Raw genomic sequence first — 22,113 nt, 5'->3', positions numbered from 1 at the left:
TCAATCACCTGACTTCTTAACTGTTTTCTTCGCTGGTGCTACTTTTTTAGCCGTCTTCTTTTCAGGTTTCGGCTCAGAGATAGCAACTGTATTCCCACTATCTGGATTAGCTTCAGCCATCTTCTTGGCTTCTTGTTGCTTTTTTCTATACTCTCGATATTTATAAGGCATATTGTCACTCCCTTTACTGCCACAATACAAATAGAAAGAGGATGTACAAAAGCACATCCCCAATGTTAATTATGCAAGTGTGATTTTAATTGCGCCTGAATCATCAGTAAGTGCAACCGCTGCATGTGTACGACCATTTACAAGAACTGTGTCATCATTTGCTTCTTCCTGTACTTTGATTTTCACATCTTGTTTCAATGCTACTGTCAATGCATCAGGTTTGATGATGAATGCTTCTTTAACACCAACACGTGCTGAAACAACTACTGTACAACCATAAATTTCACCCACTGAATCAACCTTGTCATTAGTTTTAACAACAAAATTAGAATCTTTTCGTAGATTAGCAAACTCAGCAGGGCTAACTAATAGATATTTTTCACCATCCAAATCTTCACCAAATTTCACTAGTGCCTGTCCAATTTCTTCAACGTCTAATTCAGTTTTTAGAGAAGCATGTAGCATAGCTCCAGTAATTGCTTTCAGTTCTGCAAATAGTGCATTCTCTACACCAGCGCCTACTGATTTAGCAATCTGATTTTCAGCACGTCCTTGAACATCGCCATGACCATTCATGATTTCTTCTTCAGTGAATGTATAGCCTCGACCATACTTCTTTACCGGTGCTGATTTAGTTGAATCTGTAAAGTCTGCTGTCGGGATTGGTGCACCTGCTAGAACTTCAGTTGAATCTCCAATGTATTCCGTAGAAACAAATGTCACCGTATCCCCTTCAGTTTTCTCGCCTAGATTATCAACGTTTACGATATTGTAAAGTTTGATCGCCTTACCTAGTTTTTCTGTAACCCCTAATGCCAATAGTTCTGGAATAAATACGTTGTTCGCCATAAATAAATTACCTCTTTCTGTTTGTCTGTTTTATTTTTGTTGGTAGATGCCTGTATTTACGCATCAAAAAAGACACCCACGAATGGATGCCAATAATTTGTATTCTGTTGTTACTTTTTGAGTAGTTGATTCACTAAGTCAGGATTCTCTTCCATTAACTTTGCTCGCTTATGATAGTCAAGTTTTGCAAATTCCTGTTTCGTCATTGTTGAACTAACTACATTTGAGTCTCTTGGAGTAGAACCCTTCAAGCGTTCATCTACTGCTTTTTCGATAGCCGCAATCCATTGTGACTTGAATATATCAATATTCGTCTTGATGGATTCAGCATCATCTGCCTTTAGATATTCAGCAAATTCAGTAGGTAGCCCACTTTGAGATAATTCCTTGATAGTCGCCGCTTCAAGTCGTTCACGCTGAAAAGCTTTTCGCTCAGATTCGAATGCTTCACGCTCTTTCTGTAACTCAGCTTTATAACGCTCCTCAGATGACATAGCAGCCAATTTCTCAGCCTCAGATTTTTCAGCATCAAGTTGAGCTTTATATTGCTCTTTCCACTCTGCTTCTTTTTTCTGAATTGCTGTTGAAACTCTACGATCTGATTCAGATTGAAGTAGTTTATCTACCTCTTCCTGTGTAAACGTTTTAACTTCCTCTTGTTGTTCAACCTCTTCATTTTCTGCTTCTTGATTGTTTTCTACTGTCATTTTTATATCTTCCTTTCGCCCTAACTGTTCATCTAAGCCCAACTAGTTCAAATATATTTTGATATTATTTTAAAATTAAAACTCCTTCACCGTTTATAGATGAAGGAAGAAAAGGAGACGAGGATAATAAAAAATAAAATTTACTTCCTCTTCAATATACATATGAGGGTATATAACTAATTGGTAAATAGTTGCCATTGAAGCACTAATTTACATAAGTATCATGCCATTCATCATAGCTAATATTTCCATCAACATAGCGCTTCTCACCATCTGGAAGTTTAGACCATCTTTTCTCTATTTTCATACCATCAAAATATGGAACTATGCATGATCTACAATTTGCGTGCATAGGAGAAGCGTTCACTCCTGCTTGTTTATCCTTTAGCTTGAACACTTGTCCGTCCAAGCCTTTACAGACTGAAGATGTCTTTTTATCTAAAGTTGCCATGAACTGATATTCATCTAGTCTATATTCTTCATATGATTTGGACGATGCAGATGTTAACACTTCAGCGGTTTCTGTGCGAATTAGACGCAAACTATTCTTGTAACTACTATCCATTTTGTCACTAAGCTCACGTGACATTCTTTGCACGCTCGAACCCCTAATGAGTCCATTTGTAATCGTTTGTTTCAATTCAAAGGATAACTTTCTTCTGTTATTCCAAATGCGCTCACTGAACATCATGCCACTCCATGGGTATGTTATAGCTTCAACTATTGCCCGTTCATTGAGTCTGGTGAAACTCAGACCTAACCCTGTACCTCTAGCCGTATTGAATCCTGTTTGATAATAAGTGGATTCATACACATCATTGAGCCATGTAAACATTTCCATTTGCTCACTATGTCCTAGCAATAATAATCTTCCATCAATCTCAGCTAACAATGATGACAATCGTTGCAATTGTCCCTGTTTAACTAACTGCTGCATTTCACTAATTGCAAATGGATTATTGGTTGCTGTCATCTGTTGCTGAAGTCTTTGCATTCGTGAAGCATAATCACCAATTTCACGGCTGTTGAGTTGCTGCATGGCTTGTGAATATGTGAGATTATTTTCATCTGCATAACGTTGGTAAAATGCCTGTAGCTCATTCTGTATATCATTGACCGCTAAACGATACTGTTTTTTGAGTTCCTTCTCGACAACTTTAATATCATTCCATTTAGTATTTACAACTTCAAGGGATCGCTGTTGCCAATACTCTTGATTATCAAGATTTCTATATTTTCCTGTAGCTATATTGTTCACCTGCTCCCATTAGAAATAGATGCTGAATGAAATTAATCACTCAACACCTTCTGCCTTTGTATTTTCAATTGGATTGAATATTTCCGTATATCCATCAAGTGAATCCTCTGATTGCTGTCGTAGTAGCTCTAACTCAAATTCAACATCATCAACAAATGGAAGTAATGAAAGCAATGTTTTGTCTGGGACAATGCCTCTCATCTCTTTGACTATCTTCGTTATTCCTTCAACGTCTGCCGCTAGATTTCTACTGAACTGCATAGCAACATCCGTGTAATCATAAGAATGACCCTTCACATTTAAAAAGTTGCAAATTAGCTTGATACGTCTCTCCAGTGAATGTTTAAAGTATCGCTCCTTGATTGCTGTAAGATTTTCTAAGCTCATAATTTTATAGCGCAATGCCGCCCCACTTGACTCTGCACCCGAGAAACGTTGTGCTGATAAATCGGGAATACCTGAAAGTCGATGAATATCATCTACTAGTCTAGTCTTATCCTTCTCAATTTCTTCTGGTTGCGAACCTTTGGTTAACCATTTGGCATCTCCCTCACCCTGTAGCAAAATAACCCGATTCTCTTTCATCTCATAAACTTGCTCTTTCGTCATGTCCATATTTTTAATGAGCATATAAGCATCTGCAAATGATTCCATATTATTGAGGGAGTCAGATACTAAGATGTCATATGCATCAATTAAATGCATCACAGGCTGAAAATCGCCAATGATTTCAAGATTATTGTAGTAAGGGATGACTGGAACACTCTTGAAATAATGCTGCTGTTCATCTTGTAGCCTTAAATCATCATCTACCTGCTTATAATAGAAGATATTTTCATCTGTATAGACTTCAACAAACATTTGCGTTTCTTCAGTAACATAATCATAAGACTCATAGAAACGTATTCCTGCTAATGGATTCCCTTTAATAGTAGAATCATAAATCATGAAAGTTTCATTCGGATTCAATACATCAAACTTAACTTCTCCACTTTCATCAATGTAAAGTAATTCATACCCAACACCTGCAACCGATGCATCTCTTGATAATTTTGCATTTTGTGACTGCTCGTAATTAGAATTAAAGATACCCTGTAGTGTTTCCATTAATATTTCATCTGACGATTGATAAGAAACGGGAACGCCTATAAAGTAGGATTGTGCTGTATTACTGATATGCCTGCCCCAAGGGGATACAACTCTATTATTCGGCTTCAGTGGATCTTTCATAGTGCGATTCAAAATGTCTTGTTCGGAATTATAATACTTAAATAGCTTTGTAATTCTTGGTAGCTCATTTAGTTTGAAGCGTTGAATGAGTGCTAAAATTAGTGCTGGTGTTAAATCTTCTAACGAATTGATTTTATATTTTTCCAATGTGTGATACCTCTTCCTGTTTGTCTGTTATTTTGTAGGGCATATGGTAGAAAGTTAGTCATGGCGTTCATTCTGGTGCTTCTTAAAAGATTTCTAGTATGAATGTTCATGAAAATATTAGAACGAATAAAATGAGCTTTAAATTAATAAAAGTGACCATATGCACAAATTTGATGATTTCTTGTTAAAAATGAGCATGAAAAAACACCTCAACCTGTAATGGCTGAAGTGTTTAGTAGATACTCATTTGATTATTAGATAATTGAATCATTTAATATATCATCTGATTTTATTATCGAGTATTCGTCTTGAAAGTATTTTAAAACATGATCTGTCCCAAGTTTCATATAGTAATGAAGAATCATTATCTCGTGAGCTGAAAGCTGTGAAAAGAATATCTTAAAATATTTTTTCTTTTCCTCTTCTGATAATGAGTTAAAAAGTGCATCTTCATTACCGTCAATTAGATTAAGAATCATTTTTACTACTTTTAAATAATTATTAAGCATATGTTTGTTACCACTAACTACTGTGTTAAAAGATTTTTTTGTATAATAATCCTCTCCGATATACGAAGTTACAAACTTTTTCACCAATATATTTTCAGGAATTACCTGAGTAAGTGATTTATATTCTTTATAAAGAATATATCTATAGCCGTGTTCTCTTTCCTCTTCTGAAAAACCACTTATACTTTCACACACAAAATCAATTGTGGGCTCTTCATCTCTTGAATGAGGAATTTTTAAAAAACGCCATATAGGTTTGTTATTTATCCGTATATTATAAACAACCTCTGAATATTCTCGTAGCCTTATGTCAAGAGGGAGTGAATCATTATTCATAAATTCAAAAGTAAAGTCAACTATAGTATGTCTTAAATAATCATTATTAATTTTTTCATAAACTTCTTCCAAAGCAACTCTACCAGACGATTCTGCATAATATAATTCATTCAAAATCTCAGTATAAAGATTCATCATATTAAATAACGTAGTTTCAAATTGTTGTAATTTCATTGTCTTATTAGTCATAGCATGTTCTTCTCGTGTTTTTTCTAATTCTGTTCTTGTAAGTTGAAGCTCCTCACGTTGCAATCTAAGTTCTTCTTTCTGCATTACAATTGCTGCAATTACAAAAAACATACTAGCAAGTGACAAGAAACCTACTGTTGTTCCACCTAAATAGTCTGCGATTGGACTAATAGACCGAAAATCCGATAGATTAAAACCGGAATTAGTCAATCTCATAATAATTAAAGGTGTTGCCAATGCAAATAAAGCTATAAGCGAACCTGTCATTATCCACAGATTTTCTTTTTTCTGATACCATTTCAAATTGTCCATAATAACAAATCACCTCTAAATGACATGTTATCATTTCCCAATCAAAAAGTAATCAGAATGTTGTTTATCAGTAGACACCTAATGCTGATTTAGGAAGAAAAGTCACTTTATTTCCTCCACTGTTGAATGATTCTAAGCTATATCTGAGTGCATCAAGCAAATGGTTAAAGTTGTCAATAGGCTGATTTAGATAGTTGCCAGATACCTTGTCCTTCTTGTAGGAGTAGTTTTCTAGCTCATCAATTGTATGGACACATTTAGGATGAACGATAACATCAAACTGTTGAATGAATTGGATACCTGCATTGATTGACCCTCCGCCTTTTCTTGCTGGCTTAATACGGGAAATCCCATACTGTCGCATTTCTTCAATAGATTTCTGTTCTGCTGAATCCGCTATGATTACCTGTCTAGCATATCCCATTTCAATAATACGTTGAGCAAATTCATCATTAAGTAGCCCCTTCTCATAAAGCTCATCGAAGATGTAGAGTTTACGATTTGGAATGTCAACAAGTGAACAAATTAGAGTAGATGGATCATTAATAAATCCAAAGTCTGCTCCGATTGCTGTCTTCATATCATTGTTAGCTTTGACTAGCTCATGAAGCTCAAAATCTTCTACCTTCCAATTGCTGAATACTTTCTTGCCTGTCGTTCCCCATTTACCAAGCGCATACACATCATAAAATACCGGATTCCGTTCTTTCATATCAAGGAGATTCTTGATGGTTGCTTCATCTAGGAAACGATTATCAAGATAAGTGCTGTGACATATGACTGAATCCTCTTTAGGCATATCAAAAAACTCGGATTTAAGCCAATGTGAAGCTGATATAGGATTGAATGACAGATAGAATTGTTTCTTATGCCCGATACCCCTTAGACGTGTTTCAAGTGTATGGAACATATCTTGTGTGATTTCCGATGCTTCTTCAATCCAACAGGTATCAATACCTTTAATAGAAAGTAGCTTGCTCCCGTTGTCATCAGCTCCACGGAATATGATTTCTGAGCCGTTGGGAAACTCCATCTTGAGTGTAGTCTGTGAAATCTTTACTAGGTGAAGTATTTTCATTCTTGCTAATGCGTCAATAATTTCAGCGAACACTGATTCACGTATAGTTGCAAACGTTTGTCTGACAACTAAGAGTTTCTTCTGTTGCTGTAATAAATCAATCACTAGCTTAGTAGCAATGAAATGTGATTTACCTGAAGATGATCCCCCATAGTAAACTTGATACCTATTGTTCGATTGTAGATATGGAATGTACTTTTCATTGAAAAAATCTCGTCCAATATTCATTTGTATTGGTTGTTTCTTTTGCTTCTGTTCGCTCATTTAATGCTCCTTCCTAATATTTAGCAACGACAAAAAAGACCCACTGCATATGCAATGAATCCGCTGTATCACCTATGTTGTTGTAATATTCCTCTGCCTACTTATTTCATTGTGCATATGGTCGTATCTGTAACTTAGTGATTCATTCTAGCTTGTGTAAGAAGCATCTGATGTGTTTATACCTCTAAATATCTACATGTCTAGAATGTGCTGTAGTTTATCAGAATGAACCATATAGCCCAATCAACTATTCCCCACTGTTGCCAACCTTTTAGCTGTCCTGAGATATTTGATGGGAACTAGATACTGCCTAGCTATAACCTTGCCATTCTTCTCATAGGTTGCCATCTCACGGAATCCTTTGATTATATAGTAGCGATTGATTGAGTACATTGTTTCCTTATTGCTGATATAAAGTGCATATTCGCTAGGTGAAAATTTCCATAGATTGTTGTTCATATTATTGCTCTCCTTTTATTTGCTTTACATTTATGGAACACAAAAAAGCCATCCCAAGTTAATGAGATAGCTTTGAGGCTGGTGCTTATTTAGTTGTCATCTAATGTTACTTCATAATATTTCTCTATCCGGTCAATCTCTTCCTGAACCTTTGCAATATCCGATGCCTTCAAATCCTCTTCAAAGTAGGAATATAGCTCCTTTAAGCGGATTATGAATGTTTGGCGTTCATTGTCTTTCATTATAAATCCAATGCCAATACTGCTCTATCCTTCTGATCCTGAGTGATACCGATATATCTCAATGTAACAGCAGGAGACGAATGGTTGAGCATATCCATTAACAGTGTAATGTCTGTACCTGCTTGATACTGATGGAATCCGAACGTTTTTCTTAATGAATGCGTTCCAATTCCTTTCACCCCTACTACATTAGCTGCATCTTTGATTATCTGCCATGCTTGTTGTCGTTGAATAGGCTTATCACCTTTACGTGAAGCGAATACATAGCCATTCATATCTCCTTTGAATGCTTCCTCCACATAGTCAACTATAGCCTTCTTAACTCCTTTAGTAAGAGCCACCTTATTATTCTTGCCCGTCTTAGTTTCAATCAATGTAACGTGATCCAGTGGTTTCAATTTGTCATCAATCAAATCTTTATACTGTAAGGATAATAAGTCACTAACCCTGAACGCTGTATTAATTCCAAGGATGAATAACAAAGTGTCTCGTTTACTTTTATGGAGTTGCCTTTTCATCGCTTCAATCTTTTTTCTGTCTCTAATAGGTTCAACAAATTCCATTTCCAACGCCTCCTGTTTCACATCTCAAATCATACTTAACTTAATATAATTATATATTATGCATGATTCGAAATCAACTATAATAGCGTCACGAAATAGAATTCGTCATAAACCGCATAGCATCAACGTTAAAGTCATTTTATCCAATCAGACTTAATTACATTGTGTCTGATTCATTCATCTTCATGGTCAATAAACTCAGTCGCCTGATGTTCAATAATCTTCCTGTCATCCGCTGCATCAAATCCTAAATTGATCTGGAAGTCTGTTGTTTGATTAACCTCATGACGTTCGATGAACAGCCCCATTGACTTGCCTAAATATTCACCTGCTTTCATACGATGATCTAATTTATTATCAGGATTAATCATGACTTGCGTATAGAATTGAAGGATTTCTTCACCAGTTGCTATATACGTAAGATTATGCTCTTTTATTTCGGCTTGTCGTCTGTCAATTTCCTTACTTATCTTCTCTCTCTTCAACAACTCACTAGCTCTAACCGCACTACTTCTCTCATTATCATTTTCATACGCTACCATGTAAGCTTTTGTACCGTTATTCCCGTTAAATAGGTAATTCTCAACAAACATCTTTTGCCTAGGATTCAACTCTATACTGTCTATTCTTGTCTTCCTTTTGTTATCACGGTTGTCACTTTCCGTATTACTCATTTATTTCTCACCTACCAATTTAGCTAACTCGCTAACTAATTTGACCATTTTACTTAAACGAGCTATGATTTAATATACAAACTAATTTAAATACCAAGGGGTTATCATTCATGAAAACAGGAAGAGTCAATTGGTATAAATTATCTACTGATTTTCAAATTGAAGACTATATAAATTACATCGACCTAATGGAAGAAAGCATTGAGAAGCATAAAAGTGAAATGTTAGTTCGCTTTGAATCTCAAGTAAAAGAATATGGTTACGACGAAGATACTGCTCAAGAATTCTTTGAACATGCCTATTTAGATGATTATCAATCACTTGATCGGACTTATAACTTAATACTAAGAAAATCATTATTTATCACTCTATATTCCTTCATGGAAACTGAACTTAAGCGATTGTCCACCATAATTGAAAATAAAAACTTGACTAATATTAAATTGAACGACTTAAATCATAGGGGCATTCTCAGATATTTATTTTACCTAGAAAAGGTTAATAACATCGAGATTAATATAACCCCCGAAATTAGAAGTGCATTCAAAAACTACAACGAATTAAGAAATTATTTTGTTCACAGCAACGATACTGATATAACCTCCAGACAATATGAGAAATTAAAATCCTTGGCTGGCGTTACTTTTTATGAATATAAATTTCTTGACGCAAAAAGCGAGTATAAAGTAGAGGCTTTGGAAAAGACTTTTAACACAAACTATCTGGATATAATCTCCCATTTCTTTGAAGAGCTTTATTTAAGTCTTGATAATAGTGGGATCATGTCACCTTAAGATACTGGAATTTCTCCAGACAAAATAGTCACACTCGAATGAATGTGACTTAAATGCTCATTAATTTAATTATTCAATCTATCTTCTAGCAAGCTGCTAAAATAATCGACAGTAGCCATAATGCCAACTGATTTATTTAAACGCCATCCTACACCTGACACAAATAAACCCAATAATAGAAAAGTAAAAATTGAATACATTATTGCTGGAACTTCCAACTCTTTCATAACTTGAGGGTATATGGCTATTAAAGCTAACATAAAACCACCCATTGTAGAAATAACTTTAAAGAAATTCTCTTTTTCTTTTATTGATTTCATTCTCGCTTTACCCAAACTAACTGGTATATCATCCAGTTCCCTCAATGTAGAAATGTTATTATTAATAAATCTTTGATTCTTTGAACCATCTTGCTCAAAATTATCTCTAATATATTTAATTAAATCTTTATCCTTTTTCTCATTAAGTGACCTTGCTAACTCTTCAGCATTCATTAATTTCACCCTAACTATTTATTATACAGATAGTATCGGATGAATTATATTTATATTAAGCTGGTTCACCATACTTCCCAACATAGTCTTCCACCAGCTCATTCAATTCTTCTACTTTCGTTACAATCTCAATATAAGCTCTACCCTGCTCCACAAATTCATTTAACTCTTCAATTTTCTCTGCTGCCTCAATCATTTCACTGTATAATTTTTCAATAGTATTCATCATTTTATCTTCTCCATTTCATTATGTGTTTTATATTATTGGTTGCCCATTTTTGAGCATGACTCCTAAATCAACCAAAACGTCACCAACAAACTAACAATCCCCAATCCGCATATCTTGGCACATCTTTCTTTCATTTTGTCATCATCTGCGCCCATGGCTAATAAGCCGAATAACACGACAATCACTATAAGCAGAATCTGGTAAACTAGCAGCATCAATGGTTCATCTCCTCGATTTCATAAAGTATCTTCCCTATGTTTTCCTCTTGCTGAAAAAAGAATCTCTGAGCCAATCCGTTAAATAGCGAACTTGTAGCCTTGTTAGCTGCCTTGTAACATGCACGTTCAATCATTTCTTCTAATTCCCACTTAGTCATCACAACAATTTCATTCTGCTTACTCATAAAAATCAGCCCCTTTTTTGTTGGTCAATCTTCTATCAAATAAATCCCATTTGGTGTACTTCTGAATCTAACAGTTTCATTTCTACCAGTCTGTTTAGCCTTCAATTCATCTGCTTTTCTTTGATTCTCACGCTTCCTATATTCCTCTTGAGTCAATCCACCATATTCACTTTTTACCCTTTTAAATGGAACAACCTTCTCACTTTTCTTCTTTAACTCTTCCAAGTAAAGAATACGCTGCTCAACATAATCCGTAATCTTATAAAGAATATTATTAGAAATCTCGCTACCTGAGCCATGAATTGCCAACACATCAACAGCATCAAGCTGCCAAAACATCTCTATCATCGGTTTATAATCAATCCGTTGCAAAATCCACCCACTCAATAACCGTCCCTGCTCATCTATACGGTCATCATCTATTTCCACTAAATCCATGTAGCTACTCCAGAATTGAATCTCCTTATCATGCCCTAGTTGCCTCAATGTAACTGGCTTAACAGACTCATATGCAATTTCAACACGCTCCCTGATACGTCTTCGATTATGCTCAACAGATTGTTGGCTGAATGGTTTATATGCTTCTGGAATTTCTGAATAAGGTACTGTGTAATCATCATTCTCATCACGCTGGAAATACTTCATAGTATTTAAGTAGATAACTTGTCCTTCTGTTAGCAACTGCTCATGATTTCCACTGAACCAGTCGAGAAACTGACTACCTGCATAATCTTCTTTCATTTTCCAGAAGGATGATGTTACACCTGCGCTATCACTTAAAGATTCCGTACCTTCTTTTATCTGTACAAGCTTATCTAATGAACTCATATCAGGCTTAGACCACCCAACAACACCATCTTGCTGCACTTGAATAGAGTCATTTATCTGATTGGCATATTCTCGAATATCTGTTCTGATAGCTTTATTTATATTGGCATGAAGTATGGAGCTTTCCTTTGTCCCATCAGTCATTACCTTTGACCAATCAAAATCTTTATCATTCGGAATAAATGTCATCACTTTCTTAGTGACACTCAACATAACCTCAGAAATAAAATCGTTCCATTCCCGATTAAATAGCCAACCATATTGTTTATAGAGTCCAAAAATGAAACGTCTACTCTTCTTCCCTACTGGTTCATAATGAATGTGAGTAGCTTTATCATCGTAAGGATCGGCTTCTGGCTCTTTCCTTCTGAAATACTTCTCAATGAATTCAACCCTATGTTTCGTAGTTCCATCCTCAATACCTTTGAGCGGTTTATCCTCGTCTTCATTAATAGAAGGAATAGGGAAATGTTCAGGAAGGATTTCCACCACTTCAGGCCTGACATAGTTGCCATGTTCATCAATCCTAACTTCACTAAATCGCTGTCCATTCTTTATTTTGGAAATTACAGATGGGACAACTCCAAATTTCAGAGCTATCTCCTTCTGTTTCAAATCCTTTTTCATCAAGTGTTGTTTAATGAGAACAACCGACTCGATTGTCAACTTTGCTGCACGTGTGTTTCCTTTCAAATCAGTTTCCCCCTTCACACCTATTTATAAATCTATTCACTTTTTACTAGTCATCAAAAATCATTGTCACCAAGCTCAACCTTAAGTCCATTAGGCATGGTTCTCTTCATTTTGTAGTTTTTCTCTTTCTGCTTAATATCCTTCTGCTCAATAACCTCAACCAATTCACCATTCTGGTAAACTCTCACATCGCTATTCATAGTATCCTCACGCTTCATCTGCTTAGGCTTCTCATCACGCTCGTACCACTTTTCATATTTGAGCGCATCCACATCTTCAATCTCATCTAACCTGTCGCCAACAGCATTGATGAAGCTGTACAAAGCCTCTTTCTTAATAACTGTCCTGGTCATTTGAGCCTCTATAACGTCACCTAAATGTTCACCAGAAAGGGAATATATAATATCTCGGACAACACCCTCATTTTTAAAATTAGCAAGAATCCATTTGCTTAACTCTTCTTCTCTAGCTAAATCACTCTTGCTTTTTTTCTGTATCTTCCCCAGTTTCGGATTATGCACAGGTTCTTGATTTATGATATTTACCGCTTCATCCAGCACTTCTTTATCTTCCATTAATTTCATTCTCAAAAAGCTCACTCCATTAGGAAATTTACTATCATAATGTTTTTCATAACGCTCCCTGATTTCCTTGTTAAACTTGGAACTCTCATCATTGGAATAAATACGCTGCTTCTTTTTCTTCCTGTCAGCTAACTTGATTGCATATTCATCATCAAATTTAGGAATACCGTAAGCAAGCTCACCCAAAAATACCTCTTTCCATTCGTCAAAATAGGTGATTTGCGTTGCCGTCAATTCAGCTTTTGAATGATCATCTCTATCTTTACTAGCTCGCAATCGCTTCTGCTCATCGAACCACTGATAAAAATAGACAATGAAATGAGGCTTATGGTAATTGGAATGATAAACAATTTCCTCTGAATCCTCTTCATCCTTCCTCCAACTATCCTCGTAATAATACAACCCCGAATCTTCACCCAATGTCTCACCAAGTGTTATTTCATCGCCATCTTCATTCTCAGTCACAGCATCGAAACTAGTAATATTAAACTCATTTATATTGTCACCAGAACGCTCTTTCCATTGTATAAAGTTGGTATACTTTTGAAGCAAACTCTCCAGCACGCTGATTCCTGTTTTTCCCGGCTTGACAATATAAGCATGTAACCTTAAATTTTCAGATGATCCTTTTTCATTCATGTGAGAATAAGAATATGTGCTTTGCGACTCGTTAAATTGAATAACCGCTGAACTAACACAAGCCATAATCTCACAAAAGAACGCTTCATAATCACCTTCAAAATGATGCTTATAGCGACCCCATAGCCCCTTGATGACTGATTTAGACTCTTTAGTTTTGGCTGCATGAACGAAATCAAATGACTTGCCATATGTCCGACTGTTTGCCGAACCATAATCAACAAATTCCACTGTAAAATAGTCATCTAAAAACTCCATTTTTAAATCTATGATTTCTACTTTGTTGAGCCATCCTTCTTGATGTATCTGCACAATGTCAGCCTTCATATTGTTCAGGAAAACTTGTTTCTTATTGCTATTTTTAAAATTTTCTTCTTCAATTTTCTTTGCCACCATTTATAATTTCTCCCATTTCTATATCTAATTTTTAATGACGGACATTTTTGTCCCCCTTAATTAATCCTTGACGTTTCTGTATTCATCCTGTAAAATGATATTTGTAGAAATCTACTATTAAATATGTTTATAATGATAAAAAATAAAAGAACAATGCTGTACCGCAATTGGACTGAACGTAGTGAGAGAAATTGTCGGGACTAAGGTTTTGAATTTGTCTTTCTACTTCTGTCTCCGTCAAACAATTGAAACCGCTAAAGCTCAATTGTTCAACTACGTGCCATCCCGAGAAATGCGCTCGGTCTGTCGAATTGGATATTAATTTCTATGACACTTTTATGGATAAGGCTCTATATAAGCCTACTCCATATTTTCGGCTTTTCAGTCATGCTTAATATCTCCCTCCACCTCCCAGTAACCTACCCTTTTCTCTTTATCATTTACTATTTCAATAGAACGTTTAGATTTAATCATAAAACACATTTTATTCTCTTTAAAGTAAGCGTTCAGTAGAGATATTCCTTTTTGAATACGTCCTCTTCCATCTTTAAGTCTGACCTTCTCAATCAATTCTTTTTGACCTTCTTTAAATAACTTCTTGCCTACAATACTATTAAGATAGCTTTCCAAATCATCTTTCTTTTCCTCTTCCTCATAAACACTGTATCTATAAACTCTAAATAACTTCGCAATGTACTTAATATACCCGCTTTTCTTAAACTTTTTAATTTCGTTAATCTCATTCACATGCGCTATATTCTTAAAAAACATCATTTCGTTTAGCCGTTTTTCAATTCCCTCTTCAGTGACTTCATCATAGACAATATGGCTGTTATCAACTTCCCGATAATATTCTCTAACAAACTTCTTTTCTCCATACTCACGGAAATATAAAGCCATATCTAACCTTTTTCTTGCCTGTGTTTCCATACCCCCAAGTTGCATATTACTTATCGCTTTTAAATGGAGGATAATATGATCCTTCTTATTCTTCAGCCGTTTTCTCCCTATACATTGGATAAGCGTCCCGGTGTCGTTCACATCGGCTACAATATGGTTCAATTCATCATCTACAATATTTACACCAGCATCCATAACAGTAGTTGTAATGAGAATTAGTTCTTCAAATCGTTCATTTTTAAGCATTGATGTAATTTTTTCTTCATCTACATACTGGTAATAGCCATCTTTGTTGTTCTTACTGCAATTGAAAAGAGAATGCTCTTTATATCTCTCATGCAACTCATACGCCTTTTTAACAGACTGAATAAAGAATATAGCTTTCTTGTTCTGTGCAATCGCTTGTTCAATATACGTTTCAAGCGTCTCATCTTTATGGTAAAACTCAAGATGTCTTATGAAATCAAAGTTAATCGGAATATTATAGTCAATGGTAGAAATTCCTTTATGCTTCTCATCATTAAGATAATGTTTTACATAATCACCTGTTGCGCTCGTGAAAATCCTAATAGCTCTAGACTGCTCAAGTATCGTATTGAGAGAAATATCCGTATACTTGTTAAAAGCAGCATCTGACATAAAGTAGTGGAATTCATCACAAACAATGTAATCGTATTGTGAAAGCTCGTATATAACCCCACTTCTTTCAACAGCTTCAATAGATTGATACGTTTTAATGTCTATTACATCTAATTTATCCGCTTCCTCTAATTCCATTCGAAACTGTTCTGTGCAATTACGTCTGTGGATTAACATCAAGATTCTTTTATTGTCACGTTTGGCAATTGCATAAAGAATATTTTTAATGAAATAGGACTTACCTTTACCAGTTCCTGCTGCAATGGTGATTATGTCTCCTTGTTTCCACTTGTTAATCTCGTCAATTGTGACTAAATCCGTCACCATCATAGTTTTGAAACCTCCTCCTTAGCTCTAATATTTTGTCGTCAATGTGCATATACAAACTTCCTTCTTTATATCGCTTCAATAATTCGTCTAACTCTCCGGAACGTTCAAAGACCTATTTCACACAACCGCTATTCTTGTTGATTCCTTTATCTATCCATTTGACACCTTACTCAAGAATGAATCTTCTGAACTAAAGACTATTATGTTGCAGAATAAGTCCTACCGTATGCTAGTATGGAAGTAATACTGCAAAGGAGGAGATATTATGGATTTTGATACAATGATTGAAGATAAGAGAGAAGAGAAAAAGATTCTAGTTGAAAAAATGGAAGCTAAAAAAGGTGAAATATTAAGCGAGTTAGCGGTATTCTCAAAAAAATGGTTCAAGACTACCACCATGTACACAGTTAAAGAGTCTCCTGACAAACTTCTTGCAATGGGAGAAGACAAGGCAAGGAAATTAAAAGAAGAAATAGCAGCACTTGAAGACAATGTTTCTGAACAAGTTGCGAAACATGCTGACAAGAAAGAATTCTGGTGGCATGAATATGAAACAAATAGAAGTTATCACTTTTCTAATGTTCAAGCTCTTCCAGAACTCAATGATCCTACAAGACTTATCTTAGGAGAATTTGGTAAAATTTTAATTAAATATGAGCTGATTTCACATAGCTCCAATGACTGGAAACAAGAGAGTAGAGAAGGGGAAGTAAAATATGGTTATAGCATATCGTTTTCAGATAAGTTGTGTACCCTGAGCAAAGAATTTGTTGAATTAATTAAGGTTGGTCGAGAAATCAACAGTGAAATATCTAAAACAGAAGATAAAAAGAAAAGAGAAAATATTGAAGAATGGTGGAATACTTTATAACCTTATTTCAGTGTTATCATAGTAGCAACTTAATTCAATTCAGCCTACCTTATCCAAATAGCCATCAATAAAATCTTCAAGTTGCTTTAATCGGCTAAAGGAAAACTCAAAGCGCTCTTTTCGCCAATGTGCCAAATTTGAAGAATCCATATTCATTTTTTTAGCTACATAGTTCCAGCGCAAACCGTATTCATCAACCACATAGATGATTTGTTGTCGTGCCAATTTGTTCCGTTGTCGCCGATCCGTTGCTCTAGTGTTCATATTTATCAACTCCTTTCTATGAAATACAGTGCTTATTGTAGTCAATAGTCAAAAAAATGGGATGCAAGCTGACAGTAAAACTACTTAGGAGAGTGTTTTAAAAACCTGCCAGCCTGCATTGTCACAAGATGTGACTAAAAATTGAAATGGTAGCAACTGGTTAAGGTTGCAAAAGTAAACTTAGATAAAATTTCAGCAATGAAGAGTTTCCGCTTCCCATTGCCTTCTATATATACATAGTGAGCTGTATATAAATTTAGTAAATAACCTTCTGATTCTATGGGAAAACTAGGGTTTAGTGGTGATACGGACATGGGAAATTGTTGTTGCTTGTCCCACTTTAGCCAAACACGAACATCATTTTAATCCCCCATTGAAAATTTCTCATTTCTACCATTAATTTCATAAGTTCTAAAGGCTTCTTCCCAATTCTCCACTTCTAGTAGCCCAAACTCTGTTTTGTATCCTGCATTATAAAGAAGTTGCTTGTAATCACCCGTATGATTAATACTATTTTTCTCATTACTCTCATTGAAGGCTATCAACATTTTTTTAGGCTTCATGAAACCTCTAAACATACTAGATGTTGCATTAATTCCAATACCATCAGTACCATGTACTAGATTCATGGCTTTATCTGCTCCATATTTTATAACTAGGAATTCTAAAAATGCTTTTTCCGAATTAAATAATCCCCATCCTTCTTCATTTAAAAAATTTATTATTTTTTCGTTATTCGTCATTTTTCATCTTCTCCTTTAAGTTTAGTTTAATAGTGATAGATTAATTGAGGCCTGACTTTGACATCAGAACAAGCCTTCGAGACCAACTAGAGTCGCTGGCGCTGGAGCATGTTGGTTTCCAATGATTCCCAATACGATACCGCTGACTTTATCATTAAAATGCTCATACATGTTATTTGCGTAAGCTTCGTGGTAATAAGCAAGCAAGTCAAAGCTCGTATCGGCATCCAGTCTGAAATAATAGCCATCTCCAGCAAGATAGTAGAAGGTCATTCCGAAAGCTTCTGTGCTCGTTAACCGGATACCTGCCTCTGTTTCAAATGCTACCTTTGTATAATCATTAAATCCGTTGATCCATTCTTGTTTGCTAATTTGTTTGTTCGTCATTTGTCATCGTCCCCATTTCAATTTTTAGTTTTGTATTCTATAAAACTATCTACTATAGAAGGAAGTCGCTTTATTCTTCCACTAACTCCTCCTCTTCATCCTCTAGGTCATCTATCAAATATTCCTCCTCGTCTGTGATATATCGAACAGCATCCATAAAATGAGAAGTATCGTCAGATTCTAGTTGTTGGATATAATCTACCAAAAGATTATTTGCTTCTTCTGCTGAAATGATGAAGTATAGTAACTCGCCATCTGAATAGTGTCTTGTTTCATCGACCGCCAACAGATAGATTGTCTCAAAGTAAGCGTTCTTGCATCGTGATAGTTGAACTCCTTCTAGTTCCGGGAATAGCGGATAGCTTGAGTTCTCGTTGAATAGTGTAATAAATTCCTCTTGTGTGATTTGCTTACCCATTTTAATCTTCTCCATTCTATTTTAAGATTAGATGTTGCATGTTGAGCGACACGGTGATATAATAAAAATACAATACATACACAAGCAGACGAGACATTTATAGATGTCATGACACCCTTAATCTCATAAAATTAACACCACCTCGATATTTTCTGATTCTCCATACACGGATTCGGAATTTATTTGCGTTACCACATTTCAGCCCCTCACTATAATTGTAGAGAAGAAACACGAAAACTGCAATGTACTTAAAAATATATTTCAAGGATGCCAAGTGAAGTCCTTGAAATATATTTTATTTAATTACGCTGCTACCAACCTATTTAAGTCGCAAATATCAATAAGCCCAATTTCCTCTGCTACAGCCTCATGGATTTCCAGAACTACATCATCTAGCATTTGCACAAAAATCTCAGCTTGATCCTCCCACGGTTCCCAACCAAGATCATTGCACCCCTTAAATATCCTTTCTGTAAATGCTTCATCGAGATGACAAGCTTTAGAGTCAATAAGAACATTGCTAATGATCGACATTACCGTATCTTCATACTTTTTCGGGCTTCCATCGTAGAATTTCCCCCCGTTATATTTACGCAAAAATTCATATACAGCAGTTTCACCATCATCTGGAATCAATCCATTTTTCTCAGTGTAAGACTTGTAAACTGGTACGAGTTCAGTAAATACCCTGTGCATCAAAGTTGTGAAGGACGGAAGAAATTCCTGGTACTCCTTGTAGATTTCTGGCGTTTCAATTGATGTGTTCGTCATGTTTATTCCTCCTAGTTTTTTATAGTGAAGCAATAACTCGCAATTCCGGAAGTTTGCTTAATTGTTAGTATATACACCCAAAAAGGCTAAAGCAAATTATTTACTCATTAAATATTGACTTATTTATTTCATGGTGATATAATTATATTATCACACCTTACATTTTTTACCATATATTTAAACGCCTCCCAATTATTACAACATCCCCCTCTTTCGTTGAACACTTTCAAGGCTCGTAATCACTCTAGATACATCCAAGATAAGTGAGTACGATCAAAATATTGTCTTGCAAAAATACGCTCATCTGACCCATTCTCTTCAATCCCTATTAAGTCTCCAACATAATTGCCAAGAATTTGAGCAATTGTTACATTACGCCTTTGTGCAAAATTTTCCAATTCTTTGTATTGCTGTTCAGTAATATCTACTGTTAATCTTTTAGCCATTGCAAACACCTCCCTTCAATTTCCTGCTGTAGTAATGAAACAGACTAGCAGACTAGCCACAGTAATCACCTGCATAGCTATCAAGATGGATATATCTGAAGGATGAAAATCCTCGTCATCTTCTAGGAAAAAATAGTTTCTGATTGGCATGTAGATTTTATTAATCACCTTCACCCCTTCCATTTCTCTTTATCGTTATAACTACTTACCGATATACCGACTATAAGGTATAATATATTGAATGTCAACAGATATATAACGTATAATCAAAAGTGAAGGAAGTGATCTAATATGAGTATTAAATTAACGCTTAAAAAAGCAGCTGAAAGTAAAGGTGTCAGTACTCAAGCAGAACTCTTAAAGCTCATAAAATCAAAGACCGGTGTTGAAATGCGTCCCAATACTTTGAGTGCTATGTATCGAGATACCGGCACAACAATCAATAAAGAACATCTAGCTATTGTTATGAAGGCATTGGATATTACTGATTTCAGTGAGATCTTGACAAGTGAAGGCTGACATTATGTCGGCTTTTTATTTTTCTCCCCATCTGATTCCCCCCACTGGCTGAATAATTATTTTGCTATGAGGTGTTTTGTACTTGACTTTGAACTGCACTTTCACAGCAGAATAGCAGCTTGAACTAGGAAATTGATTGTGAAAGTTTTTGCCTATTTTTCAACCAATATGAAAGTAGTAATAGAATCATAAAGTTTGAAAAGTAGGCGTAAACTACGTACAGCGTCATAGAGATGACTGAGGTTTCTTGTTGTCCTCGTTTAGTTCCAGTGTTTCCACTGTTGTATTCTCATGTTTCCATTGCCCCACATGTGCCTAGGAAGCTCATACAAGCCTTCTAGCCATGAATACAATCGCACTAGCCGTAACTAGTCAATGCTTCCATCCCAAGCCGTTAAAGGTCGCTCTCACCCTTCATCACTAGGCAAACGAGGAAACCCATTAGTGTGATATATCTCCCTTTTTTATGCAGTGGTGGGATCAAGTCCTGACGTGTTTTTTAACGATGCTTAACGGCTGCTCATCGTGAATACCCACAAAAATGACATTAGTTAAGAAGCCTTGCAATATCGGATTTTTTTCGATAAAGTAAGGATAGGTTGAATACTGTGGGTATTCGATATTTAGTTAGAGAAGGTTCGTGTTTGCAGACACTTACCTTCTTTTTTGTTGTTCATTTTTTGTGTAAATTCGTTAACGGACTCGATAAAATAGCCTTATCTTTAAGCTGGCTGTCCGTCATACTACTGAGATATCTCTGCGTTGTCGATATTTCACTATGCCCAAGCAAACGAGAAAGACTGTAAACGTCAATATTTCCACTGTTTAAAGTTTGAACACTGTAAAAGTGGCGAAAAGTATGCGGAGATACCCTTTTCCCTTCAATGCCTGCACGTTCACCAGCAAGTTTTACTGCATTGTATAGTCCCGGATGACTAAGTGCATCGCCTTGATAAGACAGAAAATAGGCATCCGACTTAACAATTTTATCCTCAAAATACTGTTGCTTCATTCGTTCGTAGCGGATTAATATCTTTTTTAAAGTTGGGCTGATAAATACATTTCTTTCTTTATTCCCTTTGCCATTTACCAAAATTGTTGTATCCCTTACATTCCCTGATAGTAACCCCCTTATTTCGATACTTCGCAAACCACAATCCGCCAACATTGCAATAATCGCTTTGTTTCTTGTCTCCAAATAATTCTTGTAGCTAAAAACTCCAATCATTTTTACAACTTCCTCTGCTGTAAAGCCCTCCAATACTTTTTTAGGCACTTTTGGTCTTTCCACCTTTTTCATTGGATTCTCCGTTAGATAATCTTCATGAACACACCAATTGAAAAATGCATTGACTGACTTCATCATACTAACGATACTTTGCGGTTGCAGTCCCTTCGTTTGTTTTTGTCGGTAATATGCACGTAAATCATGCACAGTGATTAATTCGATTTCTGTAATTGACCTTTTTTCCTCTAAATACTTTTTTAATTGCTTTAACTCTTGACGTTTATTGATAATTGTCTTCTTGGTTAGGTTTTCCGCTTGTCCATGGTAGATATATTCTTCTATCAAATCGCTTAACAACAACAAAAAGACCACCTCCACTGATTAATTTATCATCAGGAAAGTGATCTTTTATATTGGCTTAAATAGTTTTATAAAAATCTACATGAAAGGTTAAGCTGAGAAATAAATTACTCGGCACTTCCACACTTCAAAACTACTCACAAACCGCATCATATCAACGTTTTTTTTATTTCTTTTTCATACCTTTTT

Annotated in this window: 26 protein-coding genes; 3 read left to right on the top strand and 23 right to left on the bottom strand. The window is 35.4% G+C overall.

Features of this window, described 5'->3' with window-relative positions; all coding sequences use genetic code 11:
• From R2B77_RS16635 to R2B77_RS16590, 10 genes are all read right to left on the bottom strand, one after another.
• Entirely contained in the window at nt 1-171 is a 171-nt protein-coding gene (locus R2B77_RS16635; protein ID WP_203246334.1) for a hypothetical protein, read from the bottom strand.
• Between the two features lie 69 nt (nt 172-240).
• On the bottom strand, nt 241-1,020 hold the full coding sequence (locus R2B77_RS16630) for a phage major capsid protein (protein ID WP_203246333.1): 780 nt from the start codon (nt 1,018-1,020) through the stop codon (nt 241-243).
• Nucleotides 1,021-1,130: 110 nt separating this feature from the next.
• Nucleotides 1,131-1,727, bottom strand: a complete 597-nt coding sequence (locus tag R2B77_RS16625; RefSeq protein ID WP_203246332.1) for a DUF4355 domain-containing protein — start codon at nt 1,725-1,727, stop codon at nt 1,131-1,133.
• A 205-nt stretch (nt 1,728-1,932) separates the two neighbouring features.
• Nucleotides 1,933-2,985, bottom strand: coding sequence for a minor capsid protein (locus R2B77_RS16620; protein WP_203246331.1), 1,053 nt, complete (start codon nt 2,983-2,985; stop codon nt 1,933-1,935).
• A 36-nt stretch (nt 2,986-3,021) separates the two neighbouring features.
• Nucleotides 3,022-4,362 carry a phage portal protein gene (locus tag R2B77_RS16615; RefSeq protein WP_203246330.1) on the bottom strand — a complete coding sequence of 447 codons (1,341 nt, stop codon included), beginning with the start codon at nt 4,360-4,362 and terminating at the stop codon, nt 3,022-3,024.
• Nucleotides 4,363-4,616: 254 nt separating this feature from the next.
• The gene (locus R2B77_RS16610) at nt 4,617-5,708 is read right to left on the bottom strand and encodes a putative phage abortive infection protein (RefSeq protein WP_203246329.1); all 1,092 of its coding nucleotides are present in this window, start codon (nt 5,706-5,708) and stop codon (nt 4,617-4,619) included.
• A gap of 67 nt (nt 5,709-5,775) precedes the next feature.
• Entirely contained in the window at nt 5,776-7,050 is a 1,275-nt protein-coding gene (locus R2B77_RS16605) for a PBSX family phage terminase large subunit (RefSeq protein WP_203246328.1), read from the bottom strand.
• Nucleotides 7,051-7,598: 548 nt separating this feature from the next.
• Nucleotides 7,599-7,751 carry a hypothetical protein gene (locus tag R2B77_RS16600; RefSeq protein WP_203246327.1) on the bottom strand — a complete coding sequence of 51 codons (153 nt, stop codon included), beginning with the start codon at nt 7,749-7,751 and terminating at the stop codon, nt 7,599-7,601.
• Nucleotides 7,751-8,314, bottom strand: a complete 564-nt coding sequence (locus tag R2B77_RS16595; RefSeq protein WP_203246326.1) for a site-specific integrase — start codon at nt 8,312-8,314, stop codon at nt 7,751-7,753. Before R2B77_RS16595 ends, R2B77_RS16600 begins: the two co-directional genes overlap by 1 nt.
• A gap of 173 nt (nt 8,315-8,487) precedes the next feature.
• Nucleotides 8,488-8,988 (bottom strand): terminase small subunit, encoded by a 501-nt coding sequence (locus R2B77_RS16590; RefSeq protein WP_203246325.1) that lies wholly within the window; start codon nt 8,986-8,988, stop codon nt 8,488-8,490.
• Nucleotides 8,989-9,098: 110 nt separating this feature from the next.
• Here R2B77_RS16590 and R2B77_RS16585 point away from each other — a divergent pair, with 110 nt between their 5' ends.
• The gene (locus R2B77_RS16585; RefSeq protein WP_203246324.1) at nt 9,099-9,782 is read left to right on the top strand and encodes a hypothetical protein; all 684 of its coding nucleotides are present in this window, start codon (nt 9,099-9,101) and stop codon (nt 9,780-9,782) included.
• Nucleotides 9,783-9,847: 65 nt separating this feature from the next.
• Here the strand turns inward: R2B77_RS16585 and R2B77_RS16580 are convergent, their stop codons facing one another.
• The 6 genes from R2B77_RS16580 to R2B77_RS16555 form a co-directional block, all read right to left on the bottom strand.
• Entirely contained in the window at nt 9,848-10,276 is a 429-nt protein-coding gene (locus tag R2B77_RS16580; RefSeq protein ID WP_203246323.1) for a hypothetical protein, read from the bottom strand.
• A gap of 55 nt (nt 10,277-10,331) precedes the next feature.
• Nucleotides 10,332-10,505 (bottom strand): hypothetical protein, encoded by a 174-nt coding sequence (locus R2B77_RS16575; RefSeq protein ID WP_203246322.1) that lies wholly within the window; start codon nt 10,503-10,505, stop codon nt 10,332-10,334.
• A 214-nt stretch (nt 10,506-10,719) separates the two neighbouring features.
• Nucleotides 10,720-10,908, bottom strand: coding sequence for a hypothetical protein (locus R2B77_RS16570; RefSeq protein WP_203246320.1), 189 nt, complete (start codon nt 10,906-10,908; stop codon nt 10,720-10,722).
• A 24-nt stretch (nt 10,909-10,932) separates the two neighbouring features.
• Entirely contained in the window at nt 10,933-12,429 is a 1,497-nt protein-coding gene (locus tag R2B77_RS16565) for a helix-turn-helix domain-containing protein (RefSeq protein WP_203246319.1), read from the bottom strand.
• A gap of 53 nt (nt 12,430-12,482) precedes the next feature.
• Nucleotides 12,483-14,048 carry a hypothetical protein gene (locus R2B77_RS16560; protein WP_203246318.1) on the bottom strand — a complete coding sequence of 522 codons (1,566 nt, stop codon included), beginning with the start codon at nt 14,046-14,048 and terminating at the stop codon, nt 12,483-12,485.
• Nucleotides 14,049-14,429: 381 nt separating this feature from the next.
• Nucleotides 14,430-15,917 carry a DEAD/DEAH box helicase gene (locus tag R2B77_RS16555; RefSeq protein WP_203246317.1) on the bottom strand — a complete coding sequence of 496 codons (1,488 nt, stop codon included), beginning with the start codon at nt 15,915-15,917 and terminating at the stop codon, nt 14,430-14,432.
• 265 nt (nt 15,918-16,182) lie between these two features.
• Here R2B77_RS16555 and R2B77_RS16550 point away from each other — a divergent pair, with 265 nt between their 5' ends.
• Complete coding sequence (locus R2B77_RS16550) at nt 16,183-16,788, top strand: hypothetical protein (RefSeq protein WP_203246316.1); 606 nt, start codon at nt 16,183-16,185, stop codon at nt 16,786-16,788.
• Between the two features lie 39 nt (nt 16,789-16,827).
• On the opposite strand, the gene R2B77_RS16545 is transcribed toward R2B77_RS16550, so the two are convergent.
• The 6 genes from R2B77_RS16545 to R2B77_RS16520 all read right to left on the bottom strand — a co-directional run bounded on the left by R2B77_RS16545 (nt 16,828) and on the right by R2B77_RS16520 (nt 19,817).
• Complete coding sequence (locus tag R2B77_RS16545; protein ID WP_203246315.1) at nt 16,828-17,052, bottom strand: hypothetical protein; 225 nt, start codon at nt 17,050-17,052, stop codon at nt 16,828-16,830.
• A 362-nt stretch (nt 17,053-17,414) separates the two neighbouring features.
• Nucleotides 17,415-17,795: a hypothetical protein gene (locus R2B77_RS16540; protein WP_203246314.1), complete on the bottom strand. Its 381-nt coding sequence runs from the start codon at nt 17,793-17,795 to the stop codon at nt 17,415-17,417.
• A 63-nt stretch (nt 17,796-17,858) separates the two neighbouring features.
• Entirely contained in the window at nt 17,859-18,182 is a 324-nt protein-coding gene (locus tag R2B77_RS16535) for a hypothetical protein (protein WP_203246313.1), read from the bottom strand.
• A gap of 70 nt (nt 18,183-18,252) precedes the next feature.
• Nucleotides 18,253-18,600, bottom strand: a complete 348-nt coding sequence (locus tag R2B77_RS16530; protein ID WP_203246312.1) for a hypothetical protein — start codon at nt 18,598-18,600, stop codon at nt 18,253-18,255.
• A gap of 303 nt (nt 18,601-18,903) precedes the next feature.
• Entirely contained in the window at nt 18,904-19,371 is a 468-nt protein-coding gene (locus R2B77_RS16525) for a hypothetical protein (RefSeq protein ID WP_203246311.1), read from the bottom strand.
• Nucleotides 19,372-19,610: 239 nt separating this feature from the next.
• Entirely contained in the window at nt 19,611-19,817 is a 207-nt protein-coding gene (locus tag R2B77_RS16520) for a hypothetical protein (RefSeq protein WP_203246310.1), read from the bottom strand.
• Nucleotides 19,818-20,108: 291 nt separating this feature from the next.
• Here R2B77_RS16520 and R2B77_RS16515 point away from each other — a divergent pair, with 291 nt between their 5' ends.
• Nucleotides 20,109-20,336 carry a hypothetical protein gene (locus tag R2B77_RS16515; protein ID WP_203246309.1) on the top strand — a complete coding sequence of 76 codons (228 nt, stop codon included), beginning with the start codon at nt 20,109-20,111 and terminating at the stop codon, nt 20,334-20,336.
• 673 nt (nt 20,337-21,009) lie between these two features.
• Here the strand turns inward: R2B77_RS16515 and R2B77_RS16510 are convergent.
• Nucleotides 21,010-21,927, bottom strand: coding sequence for a tyrosine-type recombinase/integrase (locus R2B77_RS16510; RefSeq protein ID WP_203246308.1), 918 nt, complete (start codon nt 21,925-21,927; stop codon nt 21,010-21,012).
• Nucleotides 21,928-22,113: the final 186 nt, after the last annotated feature.

It is taken from the genome of Sporosarcina beigongshangi (assembly GCF_033485195.1).
In the GTDB taxonomy this organism is placed as follows: Bacteria; Bacillota; Bacilli; order Bacillales_A; family Planococcaceae; genus Sporosarcina; species Sporosarcina beigongshangi.
Note: the sequence above shows the minus strand (reverse complement) of the source record. Positions and strands in the feature narration are given on the sequence as shown.

Coding starts and splice junctions, on each gene's coding strand:
- R2B77_RS16635 (WP_203246334.1), bottom strand. CDS start 171: ATGCCTTATAAATATCGAGAGTATAGAAAAAAGCAACAAGAAGCCAAG.
- R2B77_RS16630 (WP_203246333.1), bottom strand. CDS start 1,020: ATGGCGAACAACGTATTTATTCCAGAACTATTGGCATTAGGGGTTACA.
- R2B77_RS16625 (WP_203246332.1), bottom strand. CDS start 1,727: ATGACAGTAGAAAACAATCAAGAAGCAGAAAATGAAGAGGTTGAACAA.
- R2B77_RS16610 (WP_203246329.1), bottom strand. CDS start 5,708: ATGGACAATTTGAAATGGTATCAGAAAAAAGAAAATCTGTGGATAATG.
- R2B77_RS16605 (WP_203246328.1), bottom strand. CDS start 7,050: ATGAGCGAACAGAAGCAAAAGAAACAACCAATACAAATGAATATTGGA.
- R2B77_RS16600 (WP_203246327.1), bottom strand. CDS start 7,751: ATGAAAGACAATGAACGCCAAACATTCATAATCCGCTTAAAGGAGCTA.
- R2B77_RS16595 (WP_203246326.1), bottom strand. CDS start 8,314: ATGGAATTTGTTGAACCTATTAGAGACAGAAAAAAGATTGAAGCGATG.
- R2B77_RS16590 (WP_203246325.1), bottom strand. CDS start 8,988: ATGAGTAATACGGAAAGTGACAACCGTGATAACAAAAGGAAGACAAGA.
- R2B77_RS16585 (WP_203246324.1), top strand. CDS start 9,099: ATGAAAACAGGAAGAGTCAATTGGTATAAATTATCTACTGATTTTCAA.
- R2B77_RS16580 (WP_203246323.1), bottom strand. CDS start 10,276: ATGAATGCTGAAGAGTTAGCAAGGTCACTTAATGAGAAAAAGGATAAA.
- R2B77_RS16575 (WP_203246322.1), bottom strand. CDS start 10,505: ATGATGAATACTATTGAAAAATTATACAGTGAAATGATTGAGGCAGCA.
- R2B77_RS16570 (WP_203246320.1), bottom strand. CDS start 10,908: ATGAGTAAGCAGAATGAAATTGTTGTGATGACTAAGTGGGAATTAGAA.
- R2B77_RS16560 (WP_203246318.1), bottom strand. CDS start 14,048: ATGGTGGCAAAGAAAATTGAAGAAGAAAATTTTAAAAATAGCAATAAG.
- R2B77_RS16555 (WP_203246317.1), bottom strand. CDS start 15,917: ATGATGGTGACGGATTTAGTCACAATTGACGAGATTAACAAGTGGAAA.
- R2B77_RS16550 (WP_203246316.1), top strand. CDS start 16,183: ATGGATTTTGATACAATGATTGAAGATAAGAGAGAAGAGAAAAAGATT.
- R2B77_RS16545 (WP_203246315.1), bottom strand. CDS start 17,052: ATGAACACTAGAGCAACGGATCGGCGACAACGGAACAAATTGGCACGA.
- R2B77_RS16540 (WP_203246314.1), bottom strand. CDS start 17,795: ATGACGAATAACGAAAAAATAATAAATTTTTTAAATGAAGAAGGATGG.
- R2B77_RS16535 (WP_203246313.1), bottom strand. CDS start 18,182: ATGACGAACAAACAAATTAGCAAACAAGAATGGATCAACGGATTTAAT.
- R2B77_RS16530 (WP_203246312.1), bottom strand. CDS start 18,600: ATGGGTAAGCAAATCACACAAGAGGAATTTATTACACTATTCAACGAG.
- R2B77_RS16525 (WP_203246311.1), bottom strand. CDS start 19,371: ATGACGAACACATCAATTGAAACGCCAGAAATCTACAAGGAGTACCAG.
- R2B77_RS16520 (WP_203246310.1), bottom strand. CDS start 19,817: ATGGCTAAAAGATTAACAGTAGATATTACTGAACAGCAATACAAAGAA.
- R2B77_RS16515 (WP_203246309.1), top strand. CDS start 20,109: ATGAGTATTAAATTAACGCTTAAAAAAGCAGCTGAAAGTAAAGGTGTC.